Below are 16486 nucleotides of genomic sequence, written 5' to 3'. Positions count from 1 at the left end.
GAATGCTCAATGAATGATATTTACCAGCATTTCCGACCGGAAGAAAAAGAGTTTATTGATAAAGCACTGAAATGGAAGCAGCAAGTCACAGATATGTATGCGCCGAAATTGACTGGATTTCTTAATCCGCGCGAGCGTCAGATCATCCGATCGGTTGTCGGGTCTGCGGCCGAAGATGTACGGGTTTCTTTTTATGGCGGTCATCCATCTGCTGAACGGAAACGGGCGCTTTTTCATCCTTCTTATTTCGAACCGGCACAAACGGATTTTGATGTGGAATTGCTTGAAATTGACTATCCGCAAAAATTTGCCTCGATTAGTCATCCTCATATTTTAGGAAGTTTAATGGGTCTTGGCCTGGCGCGTGAAAAATTTGGTGATATTTTAAGCGAGCAAGAGCGTTTTCAAGTCATTGTAGCAAAAGAGTTAACCGGTTATTTACACGCGCATTTTGATCATGTTGGGAAAGTGCCGGTCAAGTTGATAGAAAAGATGCTCTCAGAAGCAGTTTATTCGGTTGAAGAGTGGCGTGAACAAGCCGTCACTGTTTCGTCAATGCGCCTGGATGTCGTTATTGGATCCCTGCCTTCTATGTCCAGACAGAAAGCGCAGCAGCTTATTAAAAGCGGCGCTGTAAAAGTGAATTGGAAAGCAGTAGATCAAACGTCTTTTGAATGTGAACAAGGAGATATGCTGTCAGTTCGTGGAATCGGCCGGATGAAAATTTTATCGATTGACGGCCAGACAAAAAAAGAAAAGTGGCGAATAAGGCTGGGTATTTTGAAATAAATTTGTGAAAATAAAGGGATTTCCCCACAAGTGGTCGAAAAACCTTTATAATAAAAATCAATGATTATGTAACGCTTTGGAGGTGGCTGTATGCCCTTAACGCCGTTGGACATACATAAAAAGGAATTCGGCCGTTCATTTCGTGGTTACGATGAAGACGAAGTGAATGACTTTTTAAATCAAATTATTAAAGATTACGAACTTATTATCCGTGAAAAAAAAGAATTAGAAGCCCAGCTTGCCGGACAAACGGAACGTCTTAGTTATTTTTCAAATATTGAGGAAACATTAAACAAGTCGATTGTGATTGCGCAGGAAACGGCAGAAGATGTAAAACGAAACGCATTAAAGGAATCAAAGCTGCTTATTCGTGAAGCGGAGAAAAATGCGGATCGGATTGTTGAAGAGTCGCTGTCGAAAGCACGGCGAATCGCAGTGGAAATCGAAGAGCTGAAAAAACAGTCGAAAGTGTTCCGCACACGCTTTAAAATGCTGATGGAAGCCCAGTTGGACTTGTTGAATAATGATGATTGGGACACGCTGCTTGAGTTTGAAGTAGATACGGATGAACTTGAACAGTTAAGCGATGATGTGAAGTAAGCTTGACGAATGAACGGTTCATTTTTATAATAGAACCATTCAAATAAAATTGATCAAACGCGATGACAGGGACAGTAGAGCGGCAATGGATCGGCCAAAAGCGAACCGGGGATGGTGGAAGCCCGGCGGCCATCTGCGGCTTAAAGATCACCCTTGAGCATTTTTCGTGAACGAATGAGTAGCGAAAAACGGTTTATCCACGTTATGGATTGTGAGCGGATAGTTCTTAACTGTCAACCAGGGTGGTACCGCGGAAACCTTTCCGTCCCTTTTTTAGGGATGTGAAAGGTTTTTTTATTTTAACGATGTACAGCTCCGGACGCCATCAGCTCGAGGACTCGCAAGATGTGAGTCACAAAGGAGTTACGGTGAACTTAGCCTTTGCTCTATGCCAAGGCCTTCTGAGGCTAAAAAGCGGCCACCGCCAGTGCTCGTCTTATATTTGTCGCTGATAGACAGGCGTCCTGCGCTTATTTTATTTAAAGGGAGATAAGGCAATGAATTATAAAGATACATTATTAATGCCAAAAACTGACTTTCCAATGCGTGGCAACTTGCCAAAACGCGAACCGGATATGCAAAGTGTATGGAACGAAGAAGATATTTACAAAAAAGTACTCGAACGTACAAAAGGCCGGCCGATGTTTGTTTTGCATGATGGTCCTCCGTATGCGAATGGTGATATTCATATCGGACACGCGCTCAATAAAATTTTAAAAGATTTTATCGTTCGTTTTAAATCAATGAGCGGCTACTATGCGCCTTACATTCCAGGTTGGGATACACATGGTCTGCCAATTGAGCAGGCGCTGACAAATTCGGGTGTGAACCGGAAAGAAATGACTGTTGCGGAATTCCGCCAGCTTTGTGAAGAATATGCGTATAAACAAATTGATAACCAGCGTGAGCAGTTTAAGCGGTTAGGTGTTCGCGGTGATTGGGAAAATCCATATATTACATTAAAGCCAGAATATGAAGCGGCTCAAATTAAAGTGTTTGGCGAAATGGCGAAAAAAGGATTTATTTATAAAGGACTAAAGCCGGTTTACTGGTCCCCTTCGTCTGAATCTGCACTTGCCGAAGCAGAAATTGAATACCAAGATAAAAAATCAGCTTCTATTTATGTTTCCTTTGATGTAAAAAAAGGAAATGATGTGCTTGAAGCAGGTACAAAGATCATTATTTGGACAACAACACCATGGACCATTCCAGCGAACCTGGGCATTTCAGTTCATCCGGAGCTGAATTATGCGGTCGTAAATGCAGCGGGTGGCCGGTTCGTAGTGGCAGAAGCACTTCTTGAAGAAGTGGCAGCAAAAATCGGCTGGGAGTCGTATACGGTTGAAAAGCTGATTAAAGGAGAAAAACTTGAACATATTATCGCGGCGCATCCAATCTATGGGCGTGATTCACTTGTCATGCTTGGCGAACACGTCACGACAGATTCTGGTACAGGAGCCGTTCATACAGCGCCTGGCCACGGAGAAGATGACTTTCTTGTCGGGAAGAAATATGGGCTCGACGTTCTTTGTCCGGTGAACGACCGTGGAGTCATGACAGATGAAGCACCGGGCTTTGAAGGGCTTTTTTACGATAAAGCCAATAAAGCCATTACTGAAAAGCTGTCTGAAGCAGGCGCACTGTTAAAAATGGAGTTCATCACACATTCGTATCCGCATGACTGGCGGACAAAAAAACCGGTTATTTACCGGGCGACAGCACAATGGTTCGCGTCAATCGACAAGTTCCGTCCTGAACTGCTTGAAGCAGTAAAAGAAACGAAGTGGGTGCCGGCATGGGGCGAAACAAGGTTATTTAACATGATTCGTGACCGCGGCGACTGGTGTATTTCCCGCCAGCGTGCATGGGGTGTGCCGATTCCGGTTTTTTATGCGGAGAATGGTGAAGCGATCATTACCGATGAAACGATTGCCCATGTATCGGAATTATTCCGTGAAAATGGATCAAATATTTGGTTTAAGCGCACAGCGAATGAACTCTTGCCGGAAGGGTTTACGCATCCGGGCAGCCCGAACGGCGAATTCACGAAAGAAAATGACATTATGGACGTCTGGTTCGATTCCGGCTCTTCTCATGAAGGTGTACTTGAACAGCGTTCAGATGCACAGCGGCCGGCTGATCTTTATTTAGAAGGATCTGACCAATACCGTGGCTGGTTCAACTCCTCCTTAATTACCGGGGTTGCCGTCACAGGTAAAGCACCGTATAAAGGCGTATTAAGCCATGGATTTGCTCTAGATGGTGAAGGCCGCAAAATGAGTAAATCGCTTGGCAATACGGTTATTCCAGCAAAAGTGATGGATCAGCTTGGCGCTGATATTTTGCGTCTCTGGGTATCTTCTGTGGACTTCCAGGCGGATGTGCGTGTATCTGACGCCATTTTAAAGCAAGTAGCAGAAGTATATCGTAAAATCCGCAACACATTCCGCTTCTTGTTAGGAAATTTGGATGGGTTTAAACCGAGTGAAAATGCGGTGCCTTATGAAAACCTTCGTGAAGTGGATCAATTTATGCTCGTGAAATTAAATGAATTAACTAAAACGGTTCGCAGCCATTACGAAAAGTATGAATTTGCGGCAATTTATCATGCTGTCAATAATTTTTGCACAGTCGATTTAAGTTCATTCTACCTAGATTTCACAAAAGATGTTTTATATATTGAAGCAGAAAATCATGCAGACCGCCGTGCCATTCAAACGGTTATGTACGAAACATTAACAGCACTTGCAAAATTAGTATCCCCAATCTTGCCGCATACAGCAGATGAAGTATGGGCAGAAGTGCCGGAAACAGAGGGAAAATATGTCCAGCTGACGGATATGCCGGACTATAAAGAACTGGCGGATGCAGAACGTTTGATGAAAAAATGGACAGTGTTTATGGCGGTTCGTGACGATGTGCTGAAAGCGCTGGAAGAAGCGAGAAATGAAAAAGTCATCGGCAAATCGTTAACGGCATGTATCAGATTATATGCAGATGGCGAAACGGCGGAACTGCTTTCATCGATTGATGAAGACTTAAAGCAGCTGTTTATTGTATCTGGATTTGACGTAGCCGGAACATTGTCGGAAGCGCCAGAGCAAGCTGTAAAGCTTGAGACGGCATCTGTTGTAGTAGAAAAAGCTTCAGGCGACACATGTGAACGCTGCTGGACGGTGACAGATGAAGTTGGACAGGATGCGGACCATCCAACACTTTGCCCGCGCTGTGCAGCTGTCGTGAAAGAACACTACTCGGAAGTGAACTAAAAGAAACGAAAAAGAGGTTAGCTCTAAAACCGCTAACCTCTTTTCATCGTTGGAGGGAAAATATGTATTACTACGTATTGACACTGCTTGTCATCTTGCTGGATCAATGGACCAAATGGCTTATTGTCAAGTCCATGGAGATAGGCGAAAGTGTGCCGGTCATTGAAAACCTTCTTCATATTACGTCTCATCGTAATAGAGGCGCGGCTTGGGGAATGCTTGAAGGGCAGTTTTGGCTTTTTTACATCATTACAGCTGTTGTAGTAGTTGGGATTATTTATTTCATGCAAAAAGAAGCAAAAGGGAAGCCGTTAATGAAAGTATCTTTGGCTGTCTTGCTTGGCGGCGCCATCGGAAACTTTATTGACCGGCTGTTTCGCGGTGAGGTCGTTGATTTCGTGCAGACGTTTATTTTTGGCTACCGTTTCCCTATTTTTAATATCGCAGATGCCGCATTGACTATTGGCGTCATTTTATTATTTATTGCTATGTTTATAGAAGATCGAAAAGGAAAGAAGGCATAAAATGAAACAATTACACTTTACAGTAAGCGAAGAAGAAACCGGGGGCCGAATTGATAAAATTGCTGCCACGCAGGATGAGCAATATTCCCGCTCGCAAGTGCAGGAGTGGCTGAAGGAAGGGCGTGTTCTTGTCAATGGTAAATCAGTCAAGGCGAATTACAAAGCCGCAGCCGGTGATGAAGTAACAATCGACATCCCGGATCCGGAAGAGTTGGATATTGAAGCAGAAAATCTACAGCTGGATATTTATTACGAAGATGAAGATGTCATTGTCGTTAATAAGCCCAGGGGAATGGTTGTGCATCCGGCACCCGGACATACAAGTGGAACACTCGTTAACGGCCTTATGTACCATTGCAAAGATTTATCCGGTATTAATGGGGTTATGCGTCCCGGTATTGTGCACCGGATTGATAAGGATACATCCGGACTGTTAATGGTCGCTAAAAATGATATGGCCCATGAAAAACTTGTGAACCAGCTTGTTGAAAAATCAGTTACCCGCAAATATAAAGCGATCGTTCACGGTGTGATTTCTCATGATTTCGGCACGATTGACGCACCGATCGGCCGTGATACAAAAGACCGTCAAAAAATGGGGATCGTCGATCATGGGAAAGTGGCTGTGACACATTTCCACGTATTGGAGCGTTTTAACGACTTTACTTTTGTTGAGTGTGAATTAGAGACAGGGCGAACACACCAGATTCGGGTGCATATGAAATACATCGGGTATCCGCTTGCCGGCGATCCGAAGTATGGACCTCGAAAAACACTCAATATAGACGGACAGGCGCTGCATGCCGGTGTACTTGGATTTATTCACCCTCGGACAAACGAATATATGGAATTTGAAGCACCCGCACCGAAAGAATTTAATGATTTGCTGGATGAGTTAAGGAAAAAGATTTGACATTTATCGATGTTACCGGTAAACTGAATGCAGTTGAATAAGAACCTTTAAGAACAGTCCCGTGAGGCTGGGAAGGGATCGGACATAATACGGTACACGTGTATCGTTTTAAGGGATCAGTATGCCTTCTCACCAGTATCGGGTGAGGAGGCTTTTTTCATGGAAAAAGCGGTTGTACTTGATCAGCAGGCGATTCGCCGGGCGCTGACAAGAATTGCACACGAAATTATTGAAAGAAACAAAGGTGTGGAAAATTGTGTGCTGATTGGCATTAAAACACGAGGTATTTATGTTGCACAAAGGCTCGCCGAACGAATCTTTCAAATTGAAGGACAGCGTGTGCCGGTTGGAGAACTGGATATTACGCTGTATCGTGATGATCTAACGGTGAAAACAAAAAGCCATGATCCGGAAGTGAAAGGATCAGAAATTCCAGTCGATTTAAATGGCAAAACGGTTATTTTAGTCGACGATGTTTTGTATACAGGCCGAACAGTGCGAGCGGCAATGGATGCCATTATGGATATTGGCCGTCCGTCACACATTCAAATGGCGGCACTTGTCGACAGAGGCCACCGTGAACTGCCAATTAGAGCTGATTATATCGGAAAAAACATTCCATCGGCCAAAACCGAGCGGATTGTTGTTACGCTTGAAGAAGTAGATGAAATAGATCGTATAAGTATTTATGAATAAAGAATAAATGTTAGTAAAAAGTCCTGAGAGGCTTTATGAACATTGACAACCTTTTAAAAATGCACGAGAGGCATTTAAGGGTGAAATCGGTCTGCACCTATGTGCAGTACAGCTTCGTTATGCTGTGGAACGAGAAAACACCCTGGATTTCGGGGTGTTTTTTTTATGAAAACGGAGGCGGAAATCGATGATGAAAAATTTAGTTTCAATTAGGGATTTGCATAAAGATGAAATTTTGTTAATATTAATGCAGGCACAAAAATTTGCGGAAGGTGAAGTTTGGACACCAGATGAAAAGCACTATGTTGCCAATTTATTTTTTGAAGCAAGCACACGGACAAAAACAAGCTTTGAAATGGCGGAGCGAAAGCTTGGCTTGGAGGTCATACCGTTTGATGTTGGCAGCTCAAGTGTCTTAAAAGGGGAAACATTATACGATACGGTTCGGACGCTCGAAGCGATTGGTGTCAATGCGGTCGTTGTACGCCACGAAGAAGATGCCTATTATGATGAGTTAGTCGGGCATATTGATATACCGGTTATTAATGCAGGTGACGGCTGCGGCCAGCACCCGACACAATGTTTACTCGATCTTCTGACAATTCAACAGGAGTTTGGCACGTTTGAGGGATTGAAAATTGGCATTGTCGGAGATATCCGGCACAGCCGGGTAGCCCGCTCCAATGCCGAAGCGCTGAGAAGACTCGGTGCTGATGTAAAGTTTTCCGGACCTCCTGAATGGTTTGAAGATGACTTTTTAGAGTCAAGCGGGTTTGTTAAAATAGACGATCTTGTTGAACGGGTGGACGTGCTTATGCTTCTCCGCATCCAGCATGAACGTCATCAAGTAGCATCGTCTATGACAAAAGAAGAATATCATGTCCGATACGGTCTAACAGAAGAACGGGAAAGCCGGATGAAGCGAAAGAGCATTATTATGCACCCGGCACCGGTAAACCGTGATGCGGAAATTGCCGACAGTCTGGTCGAATGCGAACGATCACGTATATTTAAACAAATGGAAAATGGCGTTTATGTCCGTATGGCAGTCCTAAAAGAAGTGCTTGAGGGGAGATTGGCAAATGAATTGGTTAATTAAAAATGGACAAGTTTTAAATGAAAGTGGAGAACTAGTGAAAGCAGATATCCGTATTAAAGACGGGAAAATTATCGAAATCGGTGATTCTCTCACAGCAAATGATGAAAAAACAATCGATGCAGGCGGCAAGCTTGTTGCACCAGGACTGGTTGATTTACATGTTCATTTACGCGAGCCGGGCGGTGAACATAAAGAAACCATTGATACCGGAACAAAGGCGGCGGCCAAAGGCGGATTCACAACGATTGCCGCGATGCCAAATACACGTCCTGTACCGGATACAGAAGAGAATCTTCAAAAAGTAAATAAGCTGATTGAAGAAAAAGCGTACATCCGTGTGCTTCCGTATGCGTCAATCACTATTCGTCAAGCAGGAAAAGAGCTTGTTAACTTTGATTCGCTAAAAGAAAATAATGCATTTGCGTTCACGGATGATGGTGTTGGCATTCAAGAAGCCGGCATGATGCACGCGGCGATGAAAAAAGCTGCAGCCGTTGATATGGCCATTGTCGCTCATTGTGAAGACAACAGCTTAATTTACGGAGGTGCCGTACACGAAGGAGAGTACTCACAGCGTGAAGGCATACCAGGCATTCCATCTATCTGTGAATCCGTTCAAATTGCGCGGGATGCTTTGCTTGCTGAAAACGCCGGCTGCCACTATCACGTCTGCCATGTGAGCACAAAAGAATCAGTCCGTGTCATCCGTGATGCAAAAAAAGCCGGAATACGCGTAACGGGGGAAGTCTCGCCTCATCATCTTGTATTGACTGATCTCGATATCCCGGGTCAGGATCCGAATTTCAAAATGAATCCGCCACTGCGCGGAGCAGAAGATAAGGCCGCGCTCATTGAGGGACTGCTTGACGGAACCATGGACTTTATTGCGACCGATCATGCACCTCATACAGCCGAAGAAAAAGCAGCAGGTATCCAAAAAGCACCATTCGGCATTACGGGATTTGAAACAGCTTTTCCACTTTTGTATACAGAGCTTGTCAAAAAAGGCGTGATAACGTTAAAACAGCTTGTTGACTGGATGACGATTAAACCGGCTTCCACGTTTAACTTGCCATACGGCCGCCTTGAAGTAGGCGTTAATGCCGACATTACAATTATTGACCTTGAAACAGAAAAAGAAGTAGATCCGGAGACGTTTTTGTCAAAAGGAAAAAACACACCATTTAAAGGCCGTACGCTTTCCGGCTGGCCGGCTGCAACATTTTTTGAAGGAAATCTAGTATGGAAGGAAGGAACGATCAACGAATGAAAAAACAGCTCATTTTAGAAGACGGTACAGTATTTATCGGTGAAGGATTTGGCAGCACAAAGGATGTAACAGGAGAAGTCGTATTTACTACAGGAATGACAGGTTATCAAGAAACGTTATCGGACCCATCATACTGCGGACAAATTGTCACATTTACATATCCGCTTATCGGAAACTATGGCGTTAACCGCGATGACTTTGAAACTATTCAGCCCGCTATAAAAGCACTTGTTGTAAAAGAAGCAGCTGACTTTCCGTCAAACTTTAGAAGTGAATTTTCAATCGATGAATATTTAAAAATGAAAGACATTCCGGCGATTTCGGGTGTGGATACGCGGAAACTGACACGCATTATCCGCCAGCACGGTGCGTTAAAAGGCGCAATTGTATCAGCGGATGCCAATACAGAAGACGTTATTCACCGCCTTCAGGCGACGGTTTTGCCGAATGACCAGGTAGCTCAAGTATCAACGAAATCTGCTTATCCAAGCCCTGGGCGTGGCTTCCGGGTTGTTCTAATCGATTTCGGCATGAAGCACGGAATTTTGCGTGAATTAAATAATCGTAATTGCGACGTTGTCGTTGTGCCGCACAATATAACAGCTGAAGAAATTATGCAGTTTAAGCCAGATGGCATTATGCTGACAAATGGTCCGGGAAATCCAAAGGACGTACCGCATGCCATTGAGACGATCAAGACACTGATCGGCCAAGTACCGCTTTTTGGCATCTGCCTTGGCCACCAGCTGTTTGCGCTTGCTTCAGGAGCTGATACATTTAAGCTGAAATTCGGGCATCGTGGCTCAAATCATCCAGTAAAAGATTTGGAAACAGGCCGGACTGCGATCACTTCACAAAACCATGGCTTCTCAGTCAGTGAAGAATCGATTGCCAACACCGATTTAAAAATAACACATGTGGCATTAAACGATGGTACCGTTGAAGGGCTTGCGCATAAAACACACCCGGCTTTCACCGTTCAATACCATCCGGAGGCTTCACCGGGACCGGAAGACGACAATATTTTATTTGACCGCTTTATTGACTTAATGAAATCACACGCTGCAAAGGAGACACAACATGCCTAAACGTACAGACATTAAAAGTATACTTGTAATCGGCTCCGGCCCGATCGTCATCGGGCAGGCGGCAGAATTTGACTACGCAGGCACACAAGCGTGTCTGGCTTTGAAAGAGGAAGGGTACCGGGTCATCCTTGTAAACTCGAACCCGGCAACGATTATGACGGACACAGAAATTGCTGATGCTGTTTATATTGAACCAATTACACTTGAATTTGTGCGCCGGATTATTCAAAAAGAACGTCCGGATGCCATTTTGCCGACACTCGGCGGACAAACAGGCTTAAACATGGCGGTTGAGCTTGCCAATGCGGGTGTATTAGACGAGTACAGCGTACAAGTACTTGGCACAAAACTTTCAGCGATTGAGCAGGCGGAAGACCGTGACCTGTTCCGTACACTAATGAACGACTTAAATGAGCCTGTACCCGACAGTGATATTATTCATACGCTGGAAGAAGCGTATGCATTTGTTGAGCGAATTGGCTATCCGGTCATTGTGCGTCCTGCCTACACACTTGGCGGAACAGGCGGCGGGATTTGCGAGAACGAAGAAGAGCTGATTGAAACTGTCACAAACGGCTTAAAACAAAGTCCGGTTACTCAATGTCTTCTCGAGAAAAGCATTGCCGGTTTCAAAGAAATTGAATACGAAGTCATGCGTGACTCCAATGACAATGCGATCGTTGTTTGTAATATGGAAAATATCGATCCGGTTGGTGTTCATACCGGAGACTCTATCGTGGTGGCTCCAAGCCAGACGTTAACAGACCGTGAATATCAAATGCTGCGGAACACATCGCTGAAAATTATTCGTGCACTTGGTATTGAAGGCGGCTGTAACGTTCAGCTTGCACTTGATCCATACAGCTTCCAGTACTACATTATCGAAGTAAATCCGCGTGTCAGCCGCTCATCAGCTCTTGCATCGAAAGCGACTGGTTACCCAATTGCGAAGCTGGCGGCGAAAATTGCTGTCGGATTGACGCTGGACGAGATGATGAATCCTGTCACTGGCAAAACATATGCTTGCTTTGAGCCGGCCCTTGACTACATCGTGTCGAAAATTCCACGCTGGCCGTTTGATAAATTTGAGCACGCGAACCGTACACTCGGTACGCAAATGAAAGCAACCGGTGAAGTCATGGCAATCGGCCGTACATTTGAAGAGTCGATGTTGAAAGCAGTCCGTTCACTTGAAAGCGGCGTGTATCATCTGTCACTGGATGAGCTGGCTGATAAAGACGATTCTTTCCTTGAAAAAAGAATTCGTAAAGCAGGCGATGAGCGGTTATTTTATCTTGGCGAGGCATTGCGCCGCGGCATTACGATTGAAACGATTCATGAATGGAGTCAAATCGACTTGTTTTTCTTGAAGAAGTTTGAAAACATCGTGAAGCATGAAAAAGAAGTGGAAAATAATCCATTCGATAAAGAAACAGCAAAAAAAGCAAAACAGCTTGGCTTTGCGGATAAGACATTGGCAAAATCATGGGGTGTAGTAGAAAAAGAGGTCTATGACTGGCGTAAAGAAAATGGCATTGTACCGGTATTTAAAACGGTTGACACGTGCGCAGCTGAATTTGAGTCTGAAACACCATATTATTATGGAACATATGAAGATGAAAACGAATCGATTGTCACGGACCGTAAATCAGTCGTTGTTTTAGGATCAGGACCGATCCGGATCGGACAGGGCGTTGAGTTTGACTATGCGACGGTTCATTCGGTATGGGCGTTAAAAGAAGCCGGATACGAAGCAATTATCGTCAACAATAACCCAGAAACCGTCTCGACAGATTTCAGTATTTCCGACAAGCTTTACTTCGAGCCGTTAACGATTGAAGATGTTATGCACATTATCGACCTTGAAAAACCAGAGGGTGTTGTTGTGCAATTTGGCGGGCAGACAGCGATTAACTTAGCTGCCAAGCTTGTGGAACATGGCGTGAAAATTTTGGGCACAAGTCTTGAAGATGTGGATCGTGCAGAAAACCGCGACAAATTTGAACAGGCGCTACAGGAACTTAACGTACCGCAGCCCCTGGGCAGAACAGCTTTCTCAGTTGAAGCAGCTGTCGATATTGCAAACAGCATCGGTTATCCGGTTCTTGTCCGCCCTTCATATGTACTTGGTGGACGCGCGATGGAAATCGTTTATAAAGAAGCCGAATTGCTTCAATATATGCAAAATGCCGTAAAAGTAAATCCAGAGCACCCGGTATTGATTGACCGTTATTTAACAGGAAAAGAAATTGAAGTTGATGCGATCTCAGACGGTACCGATGTAGTTATTCCAGGCATCATGGAGCATATCGAACGCGCGGGTGTGCATTCCGGCGACTCAATTGCTGTGTATCCGCCGCAAAAATTAACAGATGACCAAAAAGCGAAGATTGTTGAATATACAACAAAGCTTGCAAAAGGCTTGAATATTATCGGACTGTTGAACATTCAATACGTTATTTCAAAAGGCGAAGTGTTTGTAATTGAAGTAAATCCTCGTTCAAGCCGTACAGTACCGTTCATAAGCAAAATTACTAACGTGCCGATGGCAAATATTGCGACAAAAGCAATTATGGGGCAGTCATTAAAAGACATGGGCTACGAATCAGGACTTGTTCCTGAAAAAGAAGGCGTATATGTAAAAGTGCCGGTCTTCTCATTTGCGAAATTGCGCCGCGTGGATACAACGCTTGGCCCGGAAATGAAATCAACGGGTGAAGTAATGGGGAAAGATTCAACGGTTGAAAAAGCACTTTACAAAGGGCTTGTCGCATCCGGGATGAAAATTCCGACAAAAGGAGCCGTTCTATTAACAGTTGCCGATAAAGATAAAGACGAAGCGCTTGTCATCGCAAAACGTTTCCATAATATTGGCTTCCAGCTGCTTGCGACGCATGGAACGGCGAACATGATTCGTGAAACAGGTGTACCGGTGCAGACGGTTGCGAAAATTGGCGCGAAAGGTCCGGATATGCTTGATGTCATCCGCGGTGGTGAGGCACAATTCATCATTAATACGCTGACAAAAGGCAAACAGCCGGCGCGTGATGGTTTCCGTATCCGCCGTGAATCAGTTGAAAACGGTATTCCATGCTTAACGTCATTAGATACAGCAACAGCGATTCTAGAAGTGCTTGAATCGATGATCTTTAATGCAGAAGCAATGCCAAACCCGGCATTGGAGGCGGTCCATTCATGATTCAAAAAGAGCTGATGACGGTTGTTTCTCAATCGGAAATCGCTGTAAATATTTTTGAAATGACATTAAAAGGGGCACTCGCCCGCCAAATCGACGAACCAGGCAAGTTTGTTCATTTAAAAGTCGGCGAAGAAATGATGCCCCTTCTCCGCCGCCCAATCAGCATTGCAAAGATTGAGCCGGAAAAACAGGAATTTACGATGATTTACCGGGCGGAAGGCGCAGGCACAAGCGCGCTTTCCCGCAAACGGACCGGTGACTTAGTGGACGTTCTTGGGCCACTTGGTCACGGCTTTCCAGTTGAAGAAGCTGCAGCAGGGCAAACAGCTATTTTAATCGGAGGCGGCATTGGTGTTCCCCCGCTTTATGAATTGTCGCGCCGTCTAAACGAAAAAGGTGTGAAAACGATTCATGTTCTTGGTTTTCAAAACAAACAAGCGGCCTTTTACACTGAGCAGTTTGCAGCACTTGGTGACACGTATGTGGCAACTGTTGACGGTTCTCTTGGTGAGCAAGGTTTTGTAACGGATATTATCAACAAGCACGGCTTAAAAGCGGATATTTTCTACTCATGCGGCCCAACCGTTATGTTAAAAGCGGTAGAAAGGCTGCATGCCGCGCCGCGCGGCTATATTTCTCTTGAAGAACGAATGGGCTGCGGCATCGGTGCATGCTTTGCGTGTGTATGCCATCCAGCTGCGGATGAAACAGGGACAGCTTACTTGAAAATTTGCAGCGATGGACCTGTTTTTAAAGCCGGGGAGGTGGCATTATGAGTCGATTAGCGCTTGAGTTGCCGGGATTGTCACTTAAAAACCCCGTTATGCCGGCATCCGGCTGTTTTGGATTTGGCCGTGAATTCAGTCAGCTGTTTGACTTAAGTACGCTCGGTGCGATCATGATCAAAGCAACAACAGAAGAACCACGTTATGGAAATGCAACGCCTCGTGTAGCAGAAACGCCGGGCGGCATGCTGAATGCAATCGGTCTTCAAAATCCCGGTCTTGAAAAAGTGATTGCGAATGAACTGGAATGGCTGAAGCAGTTTGAGGTGCCGATTATAGCAAATGTGGCCGGTTCACAAACTGAAGATTATGTTCAAGTCGCAAAAGAGATTTCTAAAGTCGACAATGTTCATGCCCTTGAGCTGAATATTTCCTGTCCAAATGTAAAAACAGGCGGGATCGCTTTTGGAACAATACCTGAAACAGCGAAAGAGCTGACGAAACGTGTAAAAGAAGTGTCTGAAGTGCCCGTCTATGTAAAGCTTTCGCCAAACGTCACGAACATTGTCGAGATGGCTAAAGCGGTAGAAGATGGCGGAGCGGATGGCATTACGATGATCAATACATTGATCGGAATGCGTATTGACCTAAAAACAGGCCGGCCGGTGCTATCAAATCGGACCGGCGGTTTATCGGGTCCTGCTGTGAAACCCGTAGCAGTGCGGATGGTATATGAAGTAAGCCAGCAAACGAATTTGCCGATTATTGGTATGGGCGGCGTCTCTACAGTTGAAGATATTATTGAATTTTCATTGGCGGGTGCGGACGCAGTGGCAATCGGAACCGCGAATTTTGTTAATCCGTTTATATGTCCGGAATTAATTGCGGAGCTTGACCACTATTTGGAGCAGCACAACGTAGATCACATTAGTGAATTAAAGGGACGGAGCTGGAAGTAATGGAAAAAGAACCGATTATTGCACTCGATTTCCCCACGTGGAAGGAAGCCGAGCAATTTCTTGTGCCTTTCCAAAACGAGCAGCTATATGTAAAAGTGGGAATGGAACTGTATTTGCAAAACGGCCCATTCATTATTGAACAGTTGAAAAAAATGAATCACCGTATCTTTCTTGACTTGAAATTGCATGACATTCCAAATACGGTCGGACAGGCAATGAAAGGTCTTGCAGCACTTGATGTAGACATCATTAATGTGCATGCCGCAGGCGGCGTCGAGATGATGAAAAAAGCACGCGCGGGATTAGATGCAGGTGCTAAAGGCGGCAAACGGCCCATTTTGCTGGCAGTGACCCAGCTAACGTCTACGTCTGAAGCGGCGATGCACGCGGATCAGCTTATTTCTGTCCCGCTTCAGGAATCAGTTCTTCATTATGCGAAAAAGGCAAAAGAAGCCGGCTGTGACGGCGTTGTATGCTCCGTTTTAGAAGCGGCCTCCATTCGCGAAGCATGCGGGGAAGATTTTTATAAAGTAACGCCAGGCATTCGTTTAAAAGATGGCAATGCGGATGATCAGCAGCGCATTGCGGATCCGGCAGAAGCGCGCAAAATTGGTTCAACCATGATTGTCGTTGGCCGACCGATTACAAAAGCAGCAGACCCGGTTGCAGCCTATCATCAAGTAAAAGCACTCTGGGGAGGACAAGCGTAAAATGAAAAAACAAATTGCAGAAGAATTATTAAAAATCCGTGCCGTGTATTTGCAGCCTAACGATCCTTTTACATGGTCATCCGGTATGAAATCACCGATCTACTGCGACAACCGTTTAACGCTGTCGTATCCCGAAACACGTCAAAAAATTGCCGCGGGATTAGCGGAGCTTATTAAAGAACAGTATCCGGAAGCAGAAATCATCGCCGGTACAGCGACAGCGGGTATTCCGCATGCAGCCTGGGTATCTGATGTATTGAACCTGCCAATGTGTTACGTCCGCTCAAAAGCGAAAGAACACGGAAAAGGCAATCAAATCGAAGGAAAAGTCGAGCCGGGTTCAAAAGTAGTTGTCATTGAAGATTTGATCTCTACAGGCGGCAGTGCGATTACTGCAGCAGAAGCTCTGCGTGCGGCAGGCTGTGATGTGCTTGGAGTAGCAGTCATTTTTACATATGGGCTGCCAAAAGGGGATGCGCGTCTATCAGAAGCGGACTTACATGCGGCCGCACTGAGCGATTACGACGCACTTATTGAAGTGGCGGCTGAAAAGAATTATGTGGAATCAAGTGACATTGAAACATTAAAACAATGGAAGCAAAACCCTGATGCATGGGGAGCGAAATAAAGAAAAAACAGCGGTGA

The 16486-nt window shown here is 45.0% G+C and carries 14 protein-coding genes and 1 other annotated feature; all 14 genes read left to right on the top strand.

Going from position 1 to position 16486, the window contains the following annotated elements; translation table 11 throughout:
• Positions 1 to 9: 9 nt before the first annotated feature.
• Positions 10 to 789, top strand: a complete 780-nt coding sequence (locus tag BA724_RS14890) for a YlmH family RNA-binding protein (RefSeq protein ID WP_069939462.1) — start codon at positions 10 to 12, stop codon at positions 787 to 789.
• 90 nt (positions 790 to 879) lie between these two features.
• Positions 880 to 1389 (top strand): DivIVA domain-containing protein, encoded by a 510-nt coding sequence (locus tag BA724_RS14885; RefSeq protein WP_069939461.1) that lies wholly within the window; start codon positions 880 to 882, stop codon positions 1387 to 1389.
• A 53-nt stretch (positions 1390 to 1442) separates the two neighbouring features.
• Positions 1443 to 1662: a binding site (T-box leader), on the top strand.
• Positions 1663 to 1886: 224 nt separating this feature from the next.
• The gene (gene ileS / locus BA724_RS14880) at positions 1887 to 4658 is read left to right on the top strand and encodes an isoleucine--tRNA ligase (RefSeq protein ID WP_069939460.1); all 2772 of its coding nucleotides are present in this window, start codon (positions 1887 to 1889) and stop codon (positions 4656 to 4658) included.
• 62 nt (positions 4659 to 4720) lie between these two features.
• Positions 4721 to 5182: a signal peptidase II gene (lspA, locus tag BA724_RS14875; protein ID WP_069939459.1), complete on the top strand. Its 462-nt coding sequence runs from the start codon at positions 4721 to 4723 to the stop codon at positions 5180 to 5182.
• A 1-nt stretch (position 5183) separates the two neighbouring features.
• Complete coding sequence (locus BA724_RS14870; RefSeq protein ID WP_069939458.1) at positions 5184 to 6095, top strand: RluA family pseudouridine synthase; 912 nt, start codon at positions 5184 to 5186, stop codon at positions 6093 to 6095.
• A gap of 159 nt (positions 6096 to 6254) precedes the next feature.
• Entirely contained in the window at positions 6255 to 6791 is a 537-nt protein-coding gene (gene pyrR, locus BA724_RS14865; protein WP_069939457.1) for a bifunctional pyr operon transcriptional regulator/uracil phosphoribosyltransferase PyrR, read from the top strand.
• A 190-nt stretch (positions 6792 to 6981) separates the two neighbouring features.
• Positions 6982 to 7890: an aspartate carbamoyltransferase catalytic subunit gene (locus BA724_RS14860; RefSeq protein ID WP_069939796.1), complete on the top strand. Its 909-nt coding sequence runs from the start codon at positions 6982 to 6984 to the stop codon at positions 7888 to 7890.
• Positions 7874 to 9160, top strand: a complete 1287-nt coding sequence (locus tag BA724_RS14855; protein WP_069939456.1) for a dihydroorotase — start codon at positions 7874 to 7876, stop codon at positions 9158 to 9160. The genes BA724_RS14860 and BA724_RS14855 overlap by 17 nt, the downstream gene beginning before the upstream one ends.
• Complete coding sequence (locus BA724_RS14850) at positions 9157 to 10248, top strand: carbamoyl phosphate synthase small subunit (RefSeq protein WP_069939455.1); 1092 nt, start codon at positions 9157 to 9159, stop codon at positions 10246 to 10248. Before BA724_RS14855 ends, BA724_RS14850 begins: the two co-directional genes overlap by 4 nt.
• Positions 10241 to 13447 carry a carbamoyl-phosphate synthase large subunit gene (gene carB / locus BA724_RS14845; protein ID WP_069939454.1) on the top strand — a complete coding sequence of 1069 codons (3207 nt, stop codon included), beginning with the start codon at positions 10241 to 10243 and terminating at the stop codon, positions 13445 to 13447. Before BA724_RS14850 ends, carB begins: the two co-directional genes overlap by 8 nt.
• On the top strand, positions 13444 to 14223 hold the full coding sequence (locus tag BA724_RS14840) for a dihydroorotate dehydrogenase electron transfer subunit (protein WP_069939453.1): 780 nt from the start codon (positions 13444 to 13446) through the stop codon (positions 14221 to 14223). The genes carB and BA724_RS14840 overlap by 4 nt, the downstream gene beginning before the upstream one ends.
• Positions 14220 to 15131, top strand: coding sequence for a dihydroorotate dehydrogenase (locus tag BA724_RS14835; protein ID WP_069939452.1), 912 nt, complete (start codon positions 14220 to 14222; stop codon positions 15129 to 15131). Before BA724_RS14840 ends, BA724_RS14835 begins: the two co-directional genes overlap by 4 nt.
• Positions 15131 to 15841, top strand: coding sequence for an orotidine-5'-phosphate decarboxylase (pyrF, locus tag BA724_RS14830; RefSeq protein ID WP_069939451.1), 711 nt, complete (start codon positions 15131 to 15133; stop codon positions 15839 to 15841). The genes BA724_RS14835 and pyrF overlap by 1 nt, the downstream gene beginning before the upstream one ends.
• Before the next feature lies 1 nt (position 15842).
• Complete coding sequence (pyrE, locus tag BA724_RS14825; RefSeq protein WP_069939450.1) at positions 15843 to 16469, top strand: orotate phosphoribosyltransferase; 627 nt, start codon at positions 15843 to 15845, stop codon at positions 16467 to 16469.
• Positions 16470 to 16486: the final 17 nt, after the last annotated feature.

The organism is Domibacillus iocasae, from assembly GCF_001750285.1.
GTDB classification, from domain to species: Bacteria; Bacillota; Bacilli; order Bacillales; family Domibacillaceae; genus Domibacillus; species Domibacillus iocasae.
This window is presented reverse-complemented; position numbering and strand designations above follow the sequence as displayed.

What these genes read in the sequence shown, in the direction of transcription:
- BA724_RS14850 (WP_069939455.1), top strand. Translation starts at nt 9,157, where the DNA reads ATGAAAAAACAGCTCATTTTAGAAGACGGTACAGTATTTATCGGTGAA.
- carB (WP_069939454.1), top strand. Translation starts at nt 10,241, where the DNA reads ATGCCTAAACGTACAGACATTAAAAGTATACTTGTAATCGGCTCCGGC.
- pyrR (WP_069939457.1), top strand. Translation starts at nt 6,255, where the DNA reads ATGGAAAAAGCGGTTGTACTTGATCAGCAGGCGATTCGCCGGGCGCTG.
- ileS (WP_069939460.1), top strand. Translation starts at nt 1,887, where the DNA reads ATGAATTATAAAGATACATTATTAATGCCAAAAACTGACTTTCCAATG.
- BA724_RS14855 (WP_069939456.1), top strand. Translation starts at nt 7,874, where the DNA reads ATGAATTGGTTAATTAAAAATGGACAAGTTTTAAATGAAAGTGGAGAA.
- BA724_RS14835 (WP_069939452.1), top strand. Translation starts at nt 14,220, where the DNA reads ATGAGTCGATTAGCGCTTGAGTTGCCGGGATTGTCACTTAAAAACCCC.
- lspA (WP_069939459.1), top strand. Translation starts at nt 4,721, where the DNA reads ATGTATTACTACGTATTGACACTGCTTGTCATCTTGCTGGATCAATGG.
- BA724_RS14890 (WP_069939462.1), top strand. Translation starts at nt 10, where the DNA reads ATGAATGATATTTACCAGCATTTCCGACCGGAAGAAAAAGAGTTTATT.
- pyrE (WP_069939450.1), top strand. Translation starts at nt 15,843, where the DNA reads ATGAAAAAACAAATTGCAGAAGAATTATTAAAAATCCGTGCCGTGTAT.
- BA724_RS14860 (WP_069939796.1), top strand. Translation starts at nt 6,982, where the DNA reads ATGAAAAATTTAGTTTCAATTAGGGATTTGCATAAAGATGAAATTTTG.
- pyrF (WP_069939451.1), top strand. Translation starts at nt 15,131, where the DNA reads ATGGAAAAAGAACCGATTATTGCACTCGATTTCCCCACGTGGAAGGAA.
- BA724_RS14870 (WP_069939458.1), top strand. Translation starts at nt 5,184, where the DNA reads ATGAAACAATTACACTTTACAGTAAGCGAAGAAGAAACCGGGGGCCGA.
- BA724_RS14885 (WP_069939461.1), top strand. Translation starts at nt 880, where the DNA reads ATGCCCTTAACGCCGTTGGACATACATAAAAAGGAATTCGGCCGTTCA.
- BA724_RS14840 (WP_069939453.1), top strand. Translation starts at nt 13,444, where the DNA reads ATGATTCAAAAAGAGCTGATGACGGTTGTTTCTCAATCGGAAATCGCT.